Annotated in this window: 17 protein-coding genes; 10 read left to right on the top strand and 7 right to left on the bottom strand. The window is 68.6% G+C overall.

Annotated elements, in window-relative coordinates; genetic code table 11:
* Positions 1 to 4: 4 nt before the first annotated feature.
* The 4 genes from NHL51_RS09800 to NHL51_RS09785 form a co-directional block, all read right to left on the bottom strand.
* Entirely contained in the window at positions 5 to 865 is an 861-nt protein-coding gene (locus NHL51_RS09800) for a Nif3-like dinuclear metal center hexameric protein (RefSeq protein WP_434143349.1), read from the bottom strand.
* A 39-nt stretch (positions 866 to 904) separates the two neighbouring features.
* Entirely contained in the window at positions 905 to 1,564 is a 660-nt protein-coding gene (locus tag NHL51_RS09795; protein WP_434143347.1) for a methionine ABC transporter permease, read from the bottom strand.
* Positions 1,564 to 2,592 (bottom strand): methionine ABC transporter ATP-binding protein, encoded by a 1,029-nt coding sequence (locus NHL51_RS09790; RefSeq protein WP_434143345.1) that lies wholly within the window; start codon positions 2,590 to 2,592, stop codon positions 1,564 to 1,566. Before NHL51_RS09790 ends, NHL51_RS09795 begins: the two co-directional genes overlap by 1 nt.
* Positions 2,593 to 2,709: 117 nt before the next feature.
* On the bottom strand, positions 2,710 to 3,588 hold the full coding sequence (locus NHL51_RS09785; RefSeq protein ID WP_434143343.1) for a MetQ/NlpA family ABC transporter substrate-binding protein: 879 nt from the start codon (positions 3,586 to 3,588) through the stop codon (positions 2,710 to 2,712).
* A gap of 224 nt (positions 3,589 to 3,812) precedes the next feature.
* Between NHL51_RS09785 and NHL51_RS09780 the strand changes: the two genes are divergently transcribed.
* The 6 genes from NHL51_RS09780 (at position 3,813) to NHL51_RS09755 (ending at position 9,995) form a co-directional block, all read left to right on the top strand.
* On the top strand, positions 3,813 to 5,252 hold the full coding sequence (locus tag NHL51_RS09780; RefSeq protein ID WP_434143341.1) for a glyceraldehyde-3-phosphate dehydrogenase: 1,440 nt from the start codon (positions 3,813 to 3,815) through the stop codon (positions 5,250 to 5,252).
* A 48-nt stretch (positions 5,253 to 5,300) separates the two neighbouring features.
* On the top strand, positions 5,301 to 6,149 hold the full coding sequence (locus NHL51_RS09775) for a universal stress protein (protein ID WP_434143340.1): 849 nt from the start codon (positions 5,301 to 5,303) through the stop codon (positions 6,147 to 6,149).
* Between the two features lie 68 nt (positions 6,150 to 6,217).
* Positions 6,218 to 6,865 carry an MBL fold metallo-hydrolase gene (locus NHL51_RS09770; RefSeq protein WP_434143339.1) on the top strand — a complete coding sequence of 216 codons (648 nt, stop codon included), beginning with the start codon at positions 6,218 to 6,220 and terminating at the stop codon, positions 6,863 to 6,865.
* Between the two features lie 103 nt (positions 6,866 to 6,968).
* The gene (locus NHL51_RS09765) at positions 6,969 to 8,219 is read left to right on the top strand and encodes an MFS transporter (protein WP_434143337.1); all 1,251 of its coding nucleotides are present in this window, start codon (positions 6,969 to 6,971) and stop codon (positions 8,217 to 8,219) included.
* Between the two features lie 79 nt (positions 8,220 to 8,298).
* Positions 8,299 to 8,919, top strand: a complete 621-nt coding sequence (locus tag NHL51_RS09760; protein ID WP_434143335.1) for a phosphoribosylanthranilate isomerase — start codon at positions 8,299 to 8,301, stop codon at positions 8,917 to 8,919.
* An 83-nt stretch (positions 8,920 to 9,002) separates the two neighbouring features.
* The gene (locus NHL51_RS09755) at positions 9,003 to 9,995 is read left to right on the top strand and encodes a M23 family metallopeptidase (protein ID WP_434143333.1); all 993 of its coding nucleotides are present in this window, start codon (positions 9,003 to 9,005) and stop codon (positions 9,993 to 9,995) included.
* Positions 9,996 to 10,072: 77 nt separating this feature from the next.
* On the opposite strand, the gene trpD is transcribed toward NHL51_RS09755, so the two are convergent.
* On the bottom strand, positions 10,073 to 11,140 hold the full coding sequence (trpD, locus tag NHL51_RS09750; protein ID WP_434143331.1) for an anthranilate phosphoribosyltransferase: 1,068 nt from the start codon (positions 11,138 to 11,140) through the stop codon (positions 10,073 to 10,075).
* 182 nt (positions 11,141 to 11,322) lie between these two features.
* Here trpD and ctaE point away from each other — a divergent pair, with 182 nt between their 5' ends.
* The 4 genes from ctaE to qcrB are packed head-to-tail and all read left to right on the top strand — an operon-like array spanning position 11,323 to position 15,518.
* The gene (ctaE, locus tag NHL51_RS09745) at positions 11,323 to 11,928 is read left to right on the top strand and encodes an aa3-type cytochrome oxidase subunit III (RefSeq protein ID WP_434143329.1); all 606 of its coding nucleotides are present in this window, start codon (positions 11,323 to 11,325) and stop codon (positions 11,926 to 11,928) included.
* 21 nt (positions 11,929 to 11,949) lie between these two features.
* The gene (gene qcrC / locus NHL51_RS09740; RefSeq protein ID WP_434143328.1) at positions 11,950 to 12,750 is read left to right on the top strand and encodes a cytochrome bc1 complex diheme cytochrome c subunit; all 801 of its coding nucleotides are present in this window, start codon (positions 11,950 to 11,952) and stop codon (positions 12,748 to 12,750) included.
* Between the two features lie 51 nt (positions 12,751 to 12,801).
* Positions 12,802 to 13,914, top strand: a complete 1,113-nt coding sequence (gene qcrA / locus NHL51_RS09735; protein ID WP_434143326.1) for a cytochrome bc1 complex Rieske iron-sulfur subunit — start codon at positions 12,802 to 12,804, stop codon at positions 13,912 to 13,914.
* Entirely contained in the window at positions 13,911 to 15,518 is a 1,608-nt protein-coding gene (gene qcrB / locus NHL51_RS09730; protein ID WP_434143325.1) for a cytochrome bc1 complex cytochrome b subunit, read from the top strand. The genes qcrA and qcrB overlap by 4 nt, the downstream gene beginning before the upstream one ends.
* A gap of 666 nt (positions 15,519 to 16,184) precedes the next feature.
* On the opposite strand, the gene NHL51_RS09725 is transcribed toward qcrB, so the two are convergent.
* Positions 16,185 to 16,631, bottom strand: a complete 447-nt coding sequence (locus tag NHL51_RS09725) for a TetR/AcrR family transcriptional regulator (RefSeq protein WP_434143323.1) — start codon at positions 16,629 to 16,631, stop codon at positions 16,185 to 16,187.
* A gap of 2 nt (positions 16,632 to 16,633) precedes the next feature.
* Positions 16,634 to 17,077, bottom strand: coding sequence for a GNAT family N-acetyltransferase (locus NHL51_RS09720; protein ID WP_434143321.1), 444 nt, complete (start codon positions 17,075 to 17,077; stop codon positions 16,634 to 16,636).
* Between the last annotated feature and the right edge of the window lie 12 nt (positions 17,078 to 17,089).

Below are 17,089 nucleotides of genomic sequence, written 5' to 3'. Positions count from 1 at the left end.
CAGCCTAGGGCATGGCCGGCGCCTCGGCGCCCGTGGCGAAGGTCCACGGGTCGGTGCGTAGTCGGCTCACTGCGAACTCGACGCCCGGCAGCAGACGCGCGAGGGTCTGCGCGGCGGCGTCGAGCCAGAGCGACTCGCTCGCCCAGTGCGCGACGTCGACGAGGGCCGGACCCCCTGCCACGCGCGCCAGCTCGACGGCCTCCTGCGCGGGGTGGTGCCGCAGGTCCGAGGTCAGGTAGACATCGGCGCCGCGCACGAGCGGATGGTCGAGCAGGCTGTCGCCCGCGCCCCCGAGCAGTGCGACGCGACGGATCGGGCGCTCCGGATCGCCCGCGACCCGGACACCCGAGACGGTCGCCGGCATGATCGCTGCGACGCGCTGCGCGAACTCGCGCAGCGTCTCCGGGCGGGGCAGCACGCCCGCGCGGCCGATGCCGAAGACCGCGGTCGGCCCCTCTGCCGGCACGAGCGCCTCGATCCCTGCGAGCCCCAGGCGCTTCGCGATGACGTCGGAGACTCCGCCCTCGGGCTGGTCGGCGTTGGTGTGGGCGGAGAGCAGCGCGCAGTCGCCGCGGATCAGACGGGCGAGCAGTGCGCCCTTGCCGGTGTCCTCGGCGATCGTGTGCACCCCGCGCAGCAGCAGCGGGTGGTGCGTGATGAGCGCATCGGCGCCGCGTCCGAGGGCCTCGTCGACGGTGTCGGCGACGGCGTCGACGGCGAGCAGCACGCGGCGCAGCGGGGCGGCATCGCGCCCCGCTGCGAGACCGACGCGGTCCCAGCTCTCCGCCGTCGCTGCGGGCCACAGGGATTCCGCGACGCGGCGCAGGTCGGCGAGTACGGGGGCGGTGGGGGTTCCGGGAGCCATGGGTCGAGGCTACCGGAACGCCCCGGTGCCGCGGGCCGTCTACCGCCGCAGCATCTTCCGGGCCAGCGCGTTGCCGAGCGCCTGCGCGAGCTGCACGATGATGATCATCACGAGCACCGTGCCCCAGGTGATCCACGGATTGAACTGGCGGAAGCCGTACTGCAGCGCCAGGTTGCCGAGACCGCCTGCACCGATGATGCCGGCGAGGGCCGACATGTCGACTACGGCAATGAAGGCGAAGGTGAAGCCCAGGATCAACGGGCCGAGGCCCTCGGGGATGAGCACCGTGAGGATGATGCGCAGCGGGCTCGCCCCCATGGCGCGGGCGGCCTCGATGACGCCCGGGTCGACGGTCAGGAGGTTCTGCTCGACCAGGCGGGCGATGCCGAAGGTCGCGGCGAACGACAGCACGAAGATGAACGCCGGGCTCTGGATCCCCGTGCCGACGACCACTCTCGCGAGCGGCTGGAGCGCGACCATGAGGATCAGGAACGGGATCGGCCTGAAGAAGTTGACCAGGAGGTTGAGCACCCAGTAGACGGGCAGGCTCTGCACGAGGCCGCCCTTGCGGGTGACGACGATGGCGACGCCGATGACGAGGCCGAGGATGCCGCCGATGAGCATCGCGATGCCGACGTAGAGCAGGGTCTCGCCGGTGGCGACGAGCACCTTGGGCAGGAATTCGATGATCGCGTCCATCAGACGAGCACCTCCAGGTCGGTCTGCTGCCCGAGGGCGGCGATGCCGTGCTCGACCTGGAGCTCATCGCCGATGAGCTCCAGGGTCAGTTTGCCGAAGCTGCGGCCGCCGACTTCGGTGACGCCGCCGTGCACGATGTTGACGCCGATGCCGCGCTCGGCGAGGGTGCGGAAGACGACCGGCTGATCGACTCCTCCGTCGCGGAACGTGACCGAGACGAGCTTGCCCCGATGCTTCTGCTGCAATCTGCGCAGGTGCTCGGGATCGGGCTGCGTCGGCAGCGCGGTCGCGACGAACCGGCGGGTGGTCTCGGTCTTCGGGCTGGCGAACACGTCGAACACGTCGCCCTGCTCGACGGCCTTGCCGCCGTCCATCACGGTCACCCGGTGGGCGATCGAGCGCACGACCTCCATCTCGTGGGTGATGAGGATGATGGTGATGCCGAGGTCGGCGTTCACCTTCTTCAGCAGCGCGAGCACCTCCTGCGACGTCTCGGGGTCGAGCGCGCTCGTCGCCTCGTCGGCGAGCAGCACCCCGGGATTGGTCGCGAGAGCGCGCGCGATGCCGACGCGCTGCTTCTGACCGCCCGAGAGCTGCTCGGGAAACGCGCGGGCCTTGTCCCCGAGCCCAACGAACGAGAGCAGCTCGGCGACCCGCTCGCGCCGCTCGGCCGTGGCGACCCCGGCGACCACGAGCGGGTACGCGACGTTCTGGGCGACGGTCTTCGAGCGGAAGAGGTTGAAGTGCTGGAAGATCATGCCGATCTCGGTGCGCTCGCGGCGCAGCTCGCGCTCCCCCATCGTCGCGATGTCGCTGTCGCCGACGAGGATGCTGCCGCTCGACACGCGCTCGAGCCCGTTGATCAACCGCAGCATCGTGCTCTTGCCCGCACCGGAGTACCCGATGATGGCGTGGATCTCGCCCGACGCGATATCGATCGACACGTCGTCGACCGCGACCACTTCGGCGGCTCCCTTGCCTCTTCCGGGATAGCGTTTGCCGACCCCGCTGATCTGTACGCGCGTCATCGACGTGGTCCTTCCTCGAGATGAAAATCGGGGCATCCGCTTGCGAATGCCCCGATTTTACTGTGCTGGCGCGACCGGTGGTGTCGGCGCATCCCAGCTTCGGCTCACTACCGTTGGTTACTCCTTGATGTCCTTCTCGACCTTCGCGAGGCTCTCCTGCAGCTCCGACGCGGGGGTCGTGACGAAGACCGCCGTGTTGCCCGAGTTCTCGGCGACGCCCTTCAGCACGGCCTTATCGGTCTGATAGATGTCGACGAGCTTCTCGTAGGTCTCGTTGTCCTTGTCCTCGGCGCGGGCGGCGAAGATGTTGATGTACGGGAAGGCAGCGGGGTCGTTCGGGTCGTCCTGAGCGATCGCATCCTCGAACTTGACGCCGGCGTCCTCGACGAAGTCGTTGTTGATGACGGCCGCAGCGACGTCGCCCAGCGAGGTCGCCGTCAGTGCGGCGTCGAGCTCCTGCACCTTGACGCGCGACTTGCTCTCGTCGACCTCGTCGGGGGTCGAGGTGACCGAGCCGCCGCCCGTGAGCTCGATGAGACCGGCCGACTGCAGCACGAGGAGTGCGCGGGCGCGGTTGGTCTCGTCCGAGGGGATCGCGACGGTCGCGCCGTCGGGGATGTCCTCGACGCTCTGGTACTGGTTCGAGTAGAGGCCGAGCGGGTAGATCGCGGTCGCGCCGATCGGGACGAGATCGTCACCGGTCGCGTTGTTGTGCTGCGCGAGGTAGATGATGTGCTGGAACTGGTTCAGGTCGACCTCGCCGCTCGCGAGCGCGGGGTTCGCGAGGTTGTAATCGGCGAAATCGACGAGCTCGACGTCGATGCCCTCGTTCGCCGCGGCGTCGACGAAGGTCTCCCAGTAGGGGTCGCTGGCGCCGACGACGCCGAGCTTGACGGTGTCGTCGGAGGCCTTGTCCGACGACCCGGCGCAACCGGTGAGGGCGAGCGCGGCCGCGGTGATGGTGGCGACGAAGACGCCGGCTTTCTTCAGGTTCATGATTGCGGGTACCTTATCTGGTTCTCGGTCTCGAATTTCATTGCTCGCCGAGGATCTCGCGGCGGGCCACGACTCCCAGCCTGACGCAACCGCCCGGCATCGCGAAATCTTCGTGTCATAGGGCGTCATGCTCCGGGTCATGGGATACTGGGAGTGCCGCCACGATGCGGCCCGGCGGGCAGGCCGACACTTCGAACCATCGTTGAAAGGAACCCTCCGTTTCCATGAACCAGCGCGCTGATGCTCACCTCGAAGCCTGGAAGGCGAAGCAGGAGCTCGCCGAGCGGATGATCCCGCTGATCGGCCAGCTCTATCGAGACCACGACATCGTCATGTCCGTCCACGGCCGCAGCCTCGTCGGCGTCTCGCCGATCGAAATCATCCGAGCCCACAGCTTCGCCCGAAAGATCGACGACGTCGAGCTGCCGCTCGAGGAGACGGTGCGGGTGGTCGAGGGGCTCGCCGCCATTCAGCCCGGCCCCGCATCGGTCGACCTCGCGCTGCTCGCGGGCGGCTTCCGCGAATCGGGCCGCAGCGATATGGAGGCCTACCTGCGCGAGGTGCTCGCGCCCACCATCGGCGCCGAGCGCGGCACCGGCACCGATGTCGTGCTGTACGGCTTCGGCCGCATCGGACGCCTCCTCGCGCGCATCATCATCGACCACTCGGGCTCGGGCAACGGCCTGAACCTGCGCGCCATCGTCGTGCGCAAGGGCGCCGAGAACGACCTCGTCAAGCGCGCCAACCTCCTGCGCCGCGACTCGGTGCACGGCCCGTTCAACGGCACCATCCGCGTGCTCGAGGACGAAGATGCGATCCTCGCGAACGGCGTGCGCATCCAGGTGATCTATTCGAACGACCCGGCGAGCGTCGACTACACCGAGTACGGCATCGAGAACGCCGTGCTCGTCGACAACACGGGCCGCTGGCGCGACGCCGAGGGGCTCGGCCAGCATCTGCAGAACAAGGGGATCGCCCGCGTGCTGCTCACGGCGCCGGGCAAGGGCGACATGCTGAACGTCGTCTACGGCGTGAACAACGACAAGATCACCGACGAGCACACCATCGTCAGCGCCGCGTCGTGCACGACCAACGCGATCACGCCGGTGCTGAAGGTGCTGAACGACCGCTTCGGAGTCACGCGCGGCCACGTCGAGACGGTGCACTCGTACACCAACGACCAGAACCTCATCGACAACTTCCACAAGGGCGATCGCCGGGGCCGCTCCGCGGCGCTCAACATGGTGCTCACCGAGACCGGCGCCGCCAAGGCCGTCGCGAAGGCCCTCCCCGAATTCGAGGGCAAGCTCACCGGCAATGCGATCCGCGTGCCCACGCCCGATGTCTCGATGGCCGTACTCAATCTGCAGCTCGAGCAGCCGACCACCCGCGACGAGATCAACGAGTTCCTGCGCCAGGTCTCGCTGACCGGCGCGCTGCGCACGCAGGTCGACTTCGTCGAATCGCCCGAGATCGTCTCGAACGACTTCGTCGGCTCGAACCGCGCCGGCATCGTCGATGGCCTCGCGACCATCGTCACCGGCGACAGCGCCGTGCTCTACGTCTGGTACGACAACGAGTACGGCTACAGCTGCCAGGTGGTGCGCATCATCGAACAGCTCAGCGGCGTGCAGCCCCGGCGCTTCCCGGCGCTCGAGGCCTGACCCGCGCATCGTCCGCATTCCGGTAAATCGAAGAGAAGGGCCCAGCTCATGTCCGAGAAGTACCTCATCGGGGTCGATGGCTCCGAGCACAGCAAGAAGGCGCTCGCCTGGGGGCTCGCCCGGGCGACCGAGCGCGGCGCCGAGGTCGAGCTGCTGCACGTGGCCGACGACTCCTTCCTCTCGGAGAGCGTGGCATTCCTCTCCGAAGCCCAGAAGGCGTCCGAGCAGATGCTGCAGGCCGAGAGCGACTACGCGAAGCAGATCGGTTTCGCGGGCCCCATCGCGGGTACCGCGGTCGTGGGCCACCCCATCGCCGAGGTCGAGGAGGCGTCGAAGCGCGCCGACCTGCTGGTGCTCGGGGCCCACAGCGGCAGCCGATTCGCGGGGTCGCTCTTCGGCACCCGGGCGGTGAAGATCGCCGCCGTGGCGCATTGCCCCGTGGCGGTCGTGCCGGCCGAGTACGACGTGCGCCCCAACGCGGGCGTCGTCGTCGGCGTCGACGGCTCCGACGCCTCCCGCAAGGCGGTCGCCTACGCGGCCGAGGAGGCGTCGCGGCGCCAGGTGCCGCTCATCGCGGTCTACACCTGGATGCCGCCGCTCACTCCAGGGCTCGAGTACCTGTGGAGCGAGGAGCTCGTCGATTCCCAGAAGGCCGCCGCCGAAGAGGCCATCGCGATCGGGATCGCGGGTCTCGCGTCCCGCTACCCCGATCTCGAGGTCAAGCGCGAGATCATCCAGGCGTCGCCCGTGGCCGCGCTCGTGCAGGCTGCCGAAGGCGCGTCGCTGCTCGTCGTCGGCAGCCGCGGCCGGGGCGGACTCAGCCGCCTGCTGCTCGGCTCGGTCAGCCACGGGGTGCTGCAGGCGCTCCCGTGCCCCGTCATCGTGACGCGGAACTGATCACTGGCCGAGGCCGACGGAGCGGGCGGCGTTCCCCGCCCGCTCGAACAGCAGAACATCGGAGGAGCATGGCAGAGGTGCGCATCGAGCGCGTCGTGACGACCGGCAGCATCGGGGCGGGCAGGCCCGGGATGCCGCCGGAGGGCGTCGAGCTCGAGAACAATGTATGGATCGTCGGCGACGATTCCCAGGCGATCGTCATCGACGCCGCCCACGATGCCGACGCGATCGCTGCCGCCGTCGGCGATCGAGATGCGCTCGGCATCCTCTTGACCCACGGTCACGAAGACCACGTGAACGCGGCGCGCGCCGCTGCGGATCGCCTCGATACGCACCTCTATCTGCACCCCGCCGACCTCTTCCTCTGGGAGGAGGCCCATCCGGGGACGACTCCCGACTTCGAACTGGCCGACCGCGCGGCCTTCCTCATCGCGGGCACCGAGATCGTGACGGTGCACACCCCGGGCCATACGCCGGGGTCCGTGTGCTTCCTCGCGCCCTCGCTCGGCACCGTCTTCTCCGGCGACACCCTGTTCCAGGGCGGTCCCGGAGCGACCCGCTGGGAGTATTCGAGCTTCCCGCAGATCATCGAGTCGATCCGGGGCGAGCTCTTCACGCTGCCCGACGCGACGACCGTCCGCCCGGGGCACGGCGACGGCACGACCATCGCGGCCGAGCGCCGGGAGATTGAGGCGTGGCTCGCGCGCGGCTGGTGAGCGCACCCGATAGTCTTGCAGGACCGCGACGACGCGCACCCGTACCTCAGGGCCGCGCCGTCGTCGACGCCGCCCGCCATTGATCCCGGATAGGCGCCCACCCATGCAGCAGCTCTCCCCGATCCGCCGCAATCTCGCGCTCTTCGCGCTCGCGCTCGGCGGCTTCGCGATCGGCGTCACCGAGTTCGCGACCATGGGCGTGCTCCCCGAGATCGCGCGCGACCTCCTTCCCGGATTCGACGCCTCACCGGATACCGTCATCGCCCGGGCGGGAATGCTCATCACCGTATACGCGCTCGGCGTCGTCGTGGGGGCGCCGCTCTTCTCGGTGTTCGGCGCGCGCATGTCGCAGACGAGGCTCGCCTTCTGGCTGCTCGCACTGTTCATCGTCGGCACGGCCCTATCGGCCTGCATGCCGAACTTCGGCACCCTCGCGGCGTTCCGCTTCATCGCGGGGCTGCCCCACGGCGCCTACTTCGGGGTGTCCGCGCTGCTCGCCGCCCGCCTCATGGGCCCCGGCAGCCAGGGCAAGGGCGTCGCACTGTCACTCACGGGTCTCACGCTCGCCAACGTGGTCGGCGTGCCGCTCGCCACCTGGCTCGGCCAGGCCTTCGGCTGGCGGGCCGTCTACCTGCTCGTCGCATTCCTGTTCGCCGTCACGATGCTGCTCGTCGTGCTCTTCCTCCCCCGGTTCCCGGGCAACCCGAGCCGCAGCCCGCGGAGCGAGATCTCCGCACTGCTGAACCCCCGCATCTGGGTGCTCATCGGGGTCGGGGCGGTCGGTTTCGGCGGATTCTTCGCCGTCTACTCGTACATCGCCGAGGTCACGACCCGCGAGACGGGTCTCCCGGCCGGAGCCGTACCCTGGGTGCTCTCGACCCTCGGCATCGGCATGACGTTCGGCAACGTCTTCGGGGGCTGGGCGAGCGACCGCAACCTCAACCGCACCGCGCTCCTCGGCTTCGTCGCGTTCATCCTCTCGATGCTCGCCTACACGCAGCTCGCCGGCAGCGCGGTCGGGCTCATCATCGGCGTGCTGCTCGTGGGTTTCACCTCGTCGGTGCTGCTCCCCGCAGTCCAGGCCCGCCTCATCCGCATCTCGAACGAGGCCGCGCTCTTCGGCGCGGCGATCAATCACGCCGCCTTCAACGTCGGCAACGGCCTCGGCGCCTGGCTCGGCGGCCTCGCGATCGCGGGTGGGCTCGGTTACCTCGCCCCCGGCTGGGTCGGCGCCGCACTCGCCGCCCTCGGCGCGCTGCTGCTCGTGGTGAGCATCGCTATCGAGCGCCGCGATAAGGCGCGCGACCTCAACACCATCGGGCTTCCGACGATCCCGACCGATCCCGATCAGTAGCTCTGCGGTGCACCACCGGCGCTACGCTGGAGTTGCGATGCGCCCCGCCCGGCGCGACGAGCTCCGAGAGGAACCCCGCATGTACGTGAAGATCTGCGGCCTGCGCGAGGCCGGGGACGCCCGATTCGTCGCCGACGAGGGCGCCGACGCCATCGGCGTGGTGATGAGCCCCGGCAGCCCGCGCGACGCGAGCGAGGAGCAGGCGGCTTCGGTCGTCGCCGCGGTGCGGGGTACCGGGATCGACACCGTGCTGGTCGTCCGCGGTATCCCGGCGGCGGACGCCGCACGGACCGCGCAGCGCCTCGGCTTCGATGTGCTCCAGCTCCACGGCGGATACGACGCGGCTGACTTCGCTGCCGCAGGCCGCCTGATGCCGCGCCTGTGGCGCGCGGTCCCGATCTCGAGCGGGCTCCGCGCGGGCGAGTTCGGCGAGGAGCGCCTCCTCATCGACGGCGCGGTACCCGGGTCGGGCGAGACGTGGGACCTGTCGCAGCTGCGCGAGGGGGACGCGCCCGATCGGCTGGGTGGGCAGTGGCTGCTGGCCGGCGGCCTCGACGCCGAGAACGTCGGCGCAGCCGTGGCGCTCGTCGATCCCTGGGGCGTCGACGTATCGAGCGGGGTCGAGAGCTCGCCTGGCCGCAAGGATCGCGATCGGATACATCGGTTCATCACTGCCGCCCGAGGCGTACCGGGCGCCTAGTCTGGCGTTTCGATTCACTTCGTTGTAACCTATTCGTTATCTTTTGTGCGTCACACCGCACGGCTCGACAGCAGAAAGCTCGAATGACAGACACCCCCGCGCCCGGCGAACGATACCCGTCCCGCCGCACCCTCCGCGAACGCGCGGCGGCGGCATCGACGGAAGCACCCGCGGAGCCCCCGCTCGAAGCACTGCAGACCGAGGTCTCTCAGTCCGCCGCCTCGCAGGCGCTCGAGGGCGACGCGCAGGCGTCGACGACCGATCCCCCGACCGCCGATGCCCGAGAGGCCTCTCCGATCACCGCTTCGGTGCGCCTCCCGCTGCGCGAGCACAAGCCCGACGCCGCCGCTCCCGCCGCGAAGCCGCCCGCCCGCCGGCGCCCGACCTTCGCCCGGCGCTTCACCCAGGCATCGGCGGTCGCCGGCGTCGCCGCGTTCGTGCTCGCGTTCGCCCTCCCCGTGCTCGACAGCAGCGCCACCGAAGCCGCGGCCCCCGCCGCGAGCCAGCAGCGACTGTTCTCGGAGTTCTCCGGCGACGACCTCCCCGAATCGCTCGCCTCCGTCGACGCGGTCGAGGCCGTCGTCGCTGACGATTCGTCGCCGCAGCAGTTCGCGTTCCGCCCGCAGTCCCTCGTCAACTACCCGTTCGCCGCGCCGGTGATGCTCACGGATCCGTTCGGCTACCGCACGGCGCCCGTCGAGCAGTTCCACGATGCGCAGGATTTCGCTGCTTCCGAGGGCACGCCCATCCAGGTCATCGCCGACGGCACCGTGACCGAAGCGGGCCCGACGACCGACGGCTGCGGCTTCGGCCTCAAGGTCGAGCACACCATCGACGGCGCAGAGGTCACGAGCCGCTACTGCCACATGCAGTACAGCTCGCACGACTACGCGGTCGGCGACGTCGTGAAGATGGGCGACCCCGCGGGCAAGGTCGGCGCGACCGGCATGGCCTTCGGCGCGCACCTCCACCTGGCGCTGCGCGTGGACGACGAACCCGTAGACCCGATGCCCTTCCTCGCGAAGTACTACCGCATGGATCGGCCAGCGGAGACCCCCGCTCCGGCAGCGAAGTAGCGCGCCGCCGACGCGAACGGAACGGGCCCGGGAACCCGTGCGGCGCACTGGTTCCCGGGCCCGTTCCGCGCTTCCGCTCAGGCGCCCGATGCGCGCCCCGAGGTCGCCCGCACCCACGAGTCGAGCTTCGCGGCCGCACGGCCCGAATCGATCGCGTCTCCTGCACGCTCGTAACCGCGCGCGAGGCGCTCGAGCAGCGGCTGCTCGGCCGTCTCGGCGTCGCGCGCGAGATCGAAGGCGACGAGCCCGGCAGCGGCGTTGAGCAGCACGATATCGCGCACCGGCCCCCGTTCGCCGCCCAGCACCCGTTTCACCACCTCGGCGTTCTCGTCGGGCGTTCCGCCGACGAGGTCGGCCACCGAAGCGCGGGCGATGCCGAGATCGCGGGGATCGATGTCGTGCTCCGTCACCGCGCCGCGGCTGACCTCCCACAAGCGCGAATGCCCCGTCGTCGTCAGCTCGTCGAGCCCGTCGTCGCCGCGGAACACGAGCGCGGAAGCGCCGCGCAGCTGGAAGACGCCGACGAACAGCGGAACCTTCTCGAGATCTGCGATGCCGACGGCGGAGGCCTCGGGACGCACCGGATTGCACAGCGGGCCGAGGAAGTTGAAGACGGTCGGAATGCCGAGCTCCGCTCGCGGCGCGGAGACGTGGCGGAAGCCGGTGAGGAACCGCGCGGCATGCACGAAGGCGATGCCCGCATCGTCGAACGCTTCGCGCAGCCGATCCGCGTCCAAGGCCAGGTCGACCCCGAGCGCCGTCAGCACGTCGGAGGATCCCGAGAGGCTGCTCGCGGCACGATTGCCGTGCTTGACCACCGGCGCGCCGGCTGCGGCGGCCGTGATCGAGGCCATCGTCGAGATGTTCACGGTGCCGAAGCGGTCGCCGCCGGTACCCACGATGTCGAGCGACATCGCCGGCAACGAGATCGGTTCGGCCTCGGCGAGGATCGCGTCGCGGAACCCGATCACCTCGTCGACCGTGACGCCCTTCGAGTTCAGAGCGACGAGGAAGGCGCCGATCTGCGCGTCCGTCGCCGCGCCCGTCATGAAGGTCGTCATCGCCCAATCGGCCTGCGACACGCTGAGGTCGCCGCCGCTGAGCAGAGTCGTGAGAACCGTCGGCCAGTTGCGTTCATCGATCATGTGCCGATTCTACCGATCGACGAGGGGTGCTCGTCGGACGAACGAGGGGCGCCCGGCGTGCACGGACGGGCGCCTGAGCACGATAAGCTTGCTGAAGTACACGCAGAAAGTTCGGCGCGCCGACCCCCGATGAAAACGCACACCAAACTTTCAGCCATAATGGAGGGGTGACAACGACCACTATGAATACCAAGTCAGCCGTGCCCTCGGTGAAGCGACCGAATCTCGTCGCCGTCGGCACGATCGTGTGGCTCGGCAGCGAGGTCATGTTCTTCGCTGGCCTCTTCGCGATCTACTTCACGCTGCGCGCCATGAACCCGGAGCTCTGGGCCGAACAGACCGCGAAGCACAACTTCACCTTCGCGCTGATCAACACCCTGATCCTGGTCGCCTCCTCCTTCACCGCCCAGGCCGGCGTCTTCGCCGCCGAGAACGGCCGCCCCCGCCGCGCGAACGGCAAGCTGGGCACCGTCGAGTGGTTCTACCTGACCTTCTTCATGGGCGCGATCTTCGTCGCGGGCCAGTCGTTCGAGTACGCGACGTTCGTCTCCGAGGGCATCACCCTGTCCTCCGACCCGTACGGCTCCGCGTTCTACATGACCACCGGCTTCCACGGCATCCACGTGTCGCTCGGCCTGGTCGCGTTCCTGCTCGTCATCGGACGCCTCTACGCCGTCAAGAACTTCACGCACAAGGAAGAGACCACCGCAATCGTCGTGTCCTACTACTGGCACTTCGTCGACATCGTGTGGATCATCCTCTTCATCATCATCTACGTCCTCAAATAAGGATCAGGAGAAACCGGCATCATGGCTCGCGCCAAGAAGAATTTACGCAAGTCGGGTCGTCGCCACCCGCTCGCCACTGCTGCACTCGTCGCAGTCGGCCTGCTCGTCACCGGAGCCGCCTACACCGGCTTCAGCCAGACGTCCGCGACGGCCGAGATCGATCTCACCTCTCCTCAGACCATCGAAGAGGGCCAGAAGCTGTTCGCGGCGAACTGCGCGACGTGCCACGGCACCGGAGCGCAGGGCACCGATGACGGCCCGTCGCTGTACGGCGTCGGCGCGGCTTCGGTGAACTTCCAGGTCGGCACCGGCCGCATGCCCCTCGCCTTCCAGGGGCCGCAGGGCATGGTCAAGCCGCAGCAGTTCACCGAGGAGCAGACGCTCCAGATGGCCGCGTACGTGGCCTCGCTCGCTCCCGGACCCGGCCTGCCCGAGACCCAGTACCTCCAGGCCGACGGCGACATCGCGAGCGGTGGAGAGCTCTTCCGCATCAACTGCGCCATGTGCCACAACGTCTCGGCCGCCGGCGGTGCGCTCACCGAGGGCAAGTTCGCCCCGGCGCTCACCGGTGTCGCACCGACTCACATCTACGAGGCCATGGTCACCGGCCCGCAGAACATGCCCGTCTTCAGCGATGCGAACATCTCGCCCAGCGAGAAGGCCGACATCATCTCGTACCTCAAGTACATCGAGAACGCCCCCTCGGTCGGCGGCCTCACCCTCGGCTCGATCGGCCCCGTCGCCGAAGGCCTCTTCATCTGGGTGATCGGCCTCGGCGCGATCATCGGTCTCACCGTCTGGGTCACCGCGAAGTCGAACTAGTTTCGACCACGGCGCACAGATATCGACTAGTTCAGTAATTCAAGGAGCAACATGGCAGAGGAAGCGAAGTACAACGGCGACGAAAGCGCCGTTGTCGCCGCCCAGAGCCACGGCGGGGGTGAGAGCGTCGGTACGGCCGTGCTCTCATCAGACGCTGTTCAGAATCCGGGCCTTCCCCCGCACCGGAAGCGTGTCACCGACCTCGATCCGAAGCGCGAGAAGCGTGCCGAGCGCACCGTCTACACGCTCTTCTACATCTCGATCGCGGGCAGCCTCGGCGCGGTACTCGCATACATGTTCTTCCCGATCGAGTCGGGCGATCTCTCGGCCGTCCGGATGCACACGCTCTTCGTGGGCCTCGGCATGGCGCTCGCGCTGCTCGCCGTCGGTACGGGCGCGGTGCACTGGGGCAAGGCCATCATGGCCGACCACGAGTCGATCGATCTGCGCCACCCGGTGCCGAGCGACGCCCCGACCCGCGAGGCTTCGGCCGAGGTCTTCGAGCTCGCCGACAAGGAGTCGGGCTTCTCGCGCCGTTCGCTCGTGCGCAACAGCCTGCTCGGCGCGCTGATCGCCTTCCCGCTTCCCGGCATCACCCTGCTGCGCAGCCTCGCACCGCAGGATCGCGACCCGGTGCAGATCCTCAAGCACACGATGTGGACCGAGGGCACGCGACTCGCCCGCGACCCCTCCGGCATTCCGATCAAGGCCAGCGAGGTCACCATCGGCTCCGCATTCCATGTCATTCCCGAGAACCTCACCCACGAGGAGTTCGAGAAGCTCGGCCTCGACGAACGCGGCGGCAGCGACCACTTCCTCGATGCGAAGGCCAAGGCGATCGTGCTGCTCATGCGTCTCGACCAGAGCGAGCTCAAGGAGCTGCCCGAGCGCGAGGGCTGGTCGTACAACGGCATCGTCGCGTATTCCAAGGTCTGCACGCACGTCGGCTGCCCGGTCGCGCTCTACGAGCAGCACACGCACCACCTGCTCTGCCCCTGCCACCAGTCGCAATTCGACGTCTCCGAGCACGCGAAGGTCATCTTCGGCCCGGCGAAGCGTCCGCTGCCGCAGCTGCCCATCACCGTCGACGACGAGGGCTACCTGGTCGCGCAGAGCGACTTCCATGAACCCGTCGGCCCGAGCTACTGGGAGCGTCTCAAGTGACCAGCACCGTAACTGAAACCCCCGCGCAGAACGGCTCGAGCCGTTTCACCGCTGCTGCCGCGAACTACATCGACGAGCGCACCAAGATCGGCGTCGCCGTCAAGGAGTTCGGCCGCAAGGTCTTCCCCGACCACTGGTCGTTCCTCCTCGGCGAGGTCGCGCTCTACAGCTTCGTCGTCATCCTGCTCTCGGGCACCTTCCTGACGCTGTTCTTCCAGGCCTCCATGGCCGAGGTCGTCTACGACGGCCCGTACATGGGCATGAAGGGCGTCGAGATGTCCGCCGCCATGGCGTCGACGCTCGATATCTCGTTCTCGATCCGCGGCGGCCTCCTGATGCGTCAGGTGCACCACTGGGCTGCGCTCCTGTTCGTGGCATCCATCGGCCTGCACATGCTGCGCATCTTCTTCACGGGTGCGTTCCGCAAGCCGCGCGAGCTCAACTGGGTCATCGGCTTCGTGCTCTTCATCCTGGCGATGGCAGAGGGCTTCACCGGCTACTCGCTCCCCGATGACGTGCTCTCGGGCAACGGCCTCCGCATCATCGACGGCATCATCAAGGCGATCCCCGTGATCGGCACCTGGCTCTCGTTCCTGTTCTTCGGCGGCGAGTTCCCGGGCACGGCGATCGTCGGCCGCCTGTACATGCTGCACATCATGGTGCTCCCCGCGATGGTGATCCTGTTCGTCGCGCTCCACCTGGCGTTCGTGGTCATCCACAAGCACACGCAGTACCCCGGCCCGGGCAAGACCCAGCAGAACGTGGTCGGCTTCCCCGTGCTCCCCGTGTACGCGGCGAAGGCCGGCGGCTTCTTCTTCATCGTCTTCGGCGTCATCGTGCTGATCTCGTCGATCGTGGGCATCAATGCGATCTGGGCGTACGGCCCGTACGATCCCTCCCCCGTGTCTGCCGGTACCCAGCCCGACTGGTACATCGGCTTCGCCGACGGCATGCTGCGCCTCGTACCGCCGGGGCTCGAGACCGAGTGGTTCGGCTACACCTGGTCGTGGAACATGCTGCTCCCGCTGATCATCATCGGTCTCTTCATCGTCCTCGTCATGATCTACCCGTTCATCGAGGCCTGGGTGACCGGCGACCAGCGCGAGCACCATCTGCTCGACCGCCCGCGCAACGCCCCCACTCGCACCGCGATCGGCGCCGCAGGCGTCACCTTCTACGCGGTCATGTGGGCCGGCGCGAGCTCCGACCTCATGGCGACGCACTTCCAGCTCTCGATGGAGGGCGTGATCCACGCTCTGCAGGCCCTACTCATCCTCGGCCCGATCATCGCCTACTTCACGGCCAAGCGCATCTGCCTCGGTCTGCAGAAGAAGGATCGTTCGATCGCACTGCACGGTTACGAGTCGGCGCGCATTGTGCGCCTCTCGGGCGGCGAGTTCGTCGAGATCCACAAGGACCTGGACGAGTACGAGCGCTGGCAGCTCGTGAGCTACCACGACTACGCGCCGCTGATGCTGCGCCCGAACGACGATGGTCGCATCCCGTTCGGCAAGCGCCTCCGCGCCGGCTTCAGCCGTTGGTTCTTCGAGGACCGCATCGTTCCGCCCACGCAGGGCGAGATCGAGCAGGGCGGCCACCACTAGGCATCGTCCGTATTCTCGGGTGCGGCCCCGCAGGTTCATTCCTGCGGGGCCGCACCTGTGTGCGCACCCCCGGTGCGGCAATCTCAGTGCGGCAATCTCAGCGCGGCAATCTCAGTGCGGCAAACTCGATGCGGCAATCTCAGCGGCATCCCCGGCGCCGCACCGGTCAATTCACCGCACCCGCGAGAATCCACCTCGCCCGCCAGTACCACCAGGCCCGCCCAGTACCACCACGCCCGTGCTACCCCACCGGGCCCGCGAAACGCCCCCTATTAGCACGAGACGCCCCCGTGGATTCCGATCAGTACACCGTCGTCTCGTGCATAAGGGGCGCCTGAAGAGACAGGAACGGTGTTCGAGCGCCTCGAGCGACGTGCGTCGCCTCACGGCCTCGAGAATGCCATCGGGCTCACGGGCACACGGGCTCCCAGGTCTCCAGGCCTCCAGGCCTCCAGGCCTCCAGGCTGGCTCAACGGCACTCGTGAGGCGGAGAGCCCGGCTCCCCCTGCCGAGCCGCCGAGCACCGAGGCACGACTCCTTCGCCCCACCGGTCCTCGCCCCCACCGGTCCTCGCCCCCGCGGGGCGCATGATGAGCTGACGAACAGACGAACAAGCGAACAACGGGGCGCGGAGCATCCACCCGCGCATGCCGCCCAGCGGGGCTCCTACACGGGCTGCCCGCCGCCCTGATCACCGGGCGGGACACCGGACGGGACACCGAGCTGAGCGGCCGCAGCAGCGGCCAGGATCCGATCGAAGGCGGCCTCGCCGATCCGAGTACGCAAGTGCACGAGTTCGTCGTTCAGGGCGCCGCGCAGCGGTTCGTCGCGGGCTGCGGCGACGGCCTGGAGCACCATCAGACCGGGCCGAGATCCATCGGACGCTCCCCCGGCACCCAGCAGCGCTGCTGAGGCCTCGGAGAGGCAGGCGAGGAAGAGCTCCTGCTTACCGCTGAAGTTCGCGTAGAGGTGCGGTTGGGGCACGCCGGCGCGTGCGGCGATCGATGCGGTGGATGCGCCGTGATAGCCGAAGAGGCCGAACTCGATGAGTCCGGCCTCCAGAAGCTGCGCCCGATTCTCGCCGGGTCTGCGACGCGCACGTCGTGGCGCCATGGTCATCCCAGATCGAGGAGCTTGCGATAGTGTTCGCCGACGGCCTCGAACCCTCGATGATTGTAGAAGGAGCCGATGCGCGCGGTGGAAGCGGAGAGCTGGCGTACGCCGCGTCCCATGCAGTAGTGCTCGTTCGCATCGACGAGGCGATCGCCGACGCCGTGGGCGCGCGATGCCTCATCGACGACGATCTCCTGCAGGTGCGCCGTCAGGCCCGGCGCGTGCAGCAGCCGCGACACGGTCATAAGCGAGTAGCCGACGACCCGACCGTCGTGCTCGGCGACGAAGAGCACATTGGTCTCCTGGTCGCGGCGGCGCAGCACGTTGTCGTAGGCGACCAAGAACTCGTCGCGGCCGATCGGCTCGCGACCGGTGGAGAACTGCCGGGCCAGGTCGAAGACGAACTTCCCGTCTTCGGCCCGGCCTCGGCGAATCGTGATACTCACGTGCGGCGCCTC

It is taken from the genome of Leucobacter sp. gxy201, assembly GCF_051043335.1.
In the GTDB taxonomy this organism is placed as follows: domain Bacteria; phylum Actinomycetota; class Actinomycetes; order Actinomycetales; family Microbacteriaceae; genus Leucobacter.
Note: the sequence above shows the minus strand (reverse complement) of the source record. Positions and strands in the feature narration are given on the sequence as shown.

Excerpts from the sequence above, each read along its gene's own strand:
- NHL51_RS09775 (WP_434143340.1), top strand. The coding sequence starts at position 5,301 with ATGTCCGAGAAGTACCTCATCGGGGTCGATGGCTCCGAGCACAGCAAG.
- NHL51_RS09800 (WP_434143349.1), bottom strand. The coding sequence starts at position 865 with ATGGCTCCCGGAACCCCCACCGCCCCCGTACTCGCCGACCTGCGCCGC.
- NHL51_RS09785 (WP_434143343.1), bottom strand. The coding sequence starts at position 3,588 with ATGAACCTGAAGAAAGCCGGCGTCTTCGTCGCCACCATCACCGCGGCC.
- NHL51_RS09780 (WP_434143341.1), top strand. The coding sequence starts at position 3,813 with ATGAACCAGCGCGCTGATGCTCACCTCGAAGCCTGGAAGGCGAAGCAG.
- NHL51_RS09795 (WP_434143347.1), bottom strand. The coding sequence starts at position 1,564 with ATGGACGCGATCATCGAATTCCTGCCCAAGGTGCTCGTCGCCACCGGC.
- NHL51_RS09760 (WP_434143335.1), top strand. The coding sequence starts at position 8,299 with ATGTACGTGAAGATCTGCGGCCTGCGCGAGGCCGGGGACGCCCGATTC.
- trpD (WP_434143331.1), bottom strand. The coding sequence starts at position 11,140 with ATGATCGATGAACGCAACTGGCCGACGGTTCTCACGACTCTGCTCAGC.
- NHL51_RS09770 (WP_434143339.1), top strand. The coding sequence starts at position 6,218 with ATGGCAGAGGTGCGCATCGAGCGCGTCGTGACGACCGGCAGCATCGGG.
- qcrA (WP_434143326.1), top strand. The coding sequence starts at position 12,802 with ATGGCAGAGGAAGCGAAGTACAACGGCGACGAAAGCGCCGTTGTCGCC.
- qcrC (WP_434143328.1), top strand. The coding sequence starts at position 11,950 with ATGGCTCGCGCCAAGAAGAATTTACGCAAGTCGGGTCGTCGCCACCCG.
- NHL51_RS09765 (WP_434143337.1), top strand. The coding sequence starts at position 6,969 with ATGCAGCAGCTCTCCCCGATCCGCCGCAATCTCGCGCTCTTCGCGCTC.
- ctaE (WP_434143329.1), top strand. The coding sequence starts at position 11,323 with ATGAATACCAAGTCAGCCGTGCCCTCGGTGAAGCGACCGAATCTCGTC.
- NHL51_RS09725 (WP_434143323.1), bottom strand. The coding sequence starts at position 16,631 with ATGGCGCCACGACGTGCGCGTCGCAGACCCGGCGAGAATCGGGCGCAG.
- NHL51_RS09790 (WP_434143345.1), bottom strand. The coding sequence starts at position 2,592 with ATGACGCGCGTACAGATCAGCGGGGTCGGCAAACGCTATCCCGGAAGA.
- NHL51_RS09755 (WP_434143333.1), top strand. The coding sequence starts at position 9,003 with ATGACAGACACCCCCGCGCCCGGCGAACGATACCCGTCCCGCCGCACC.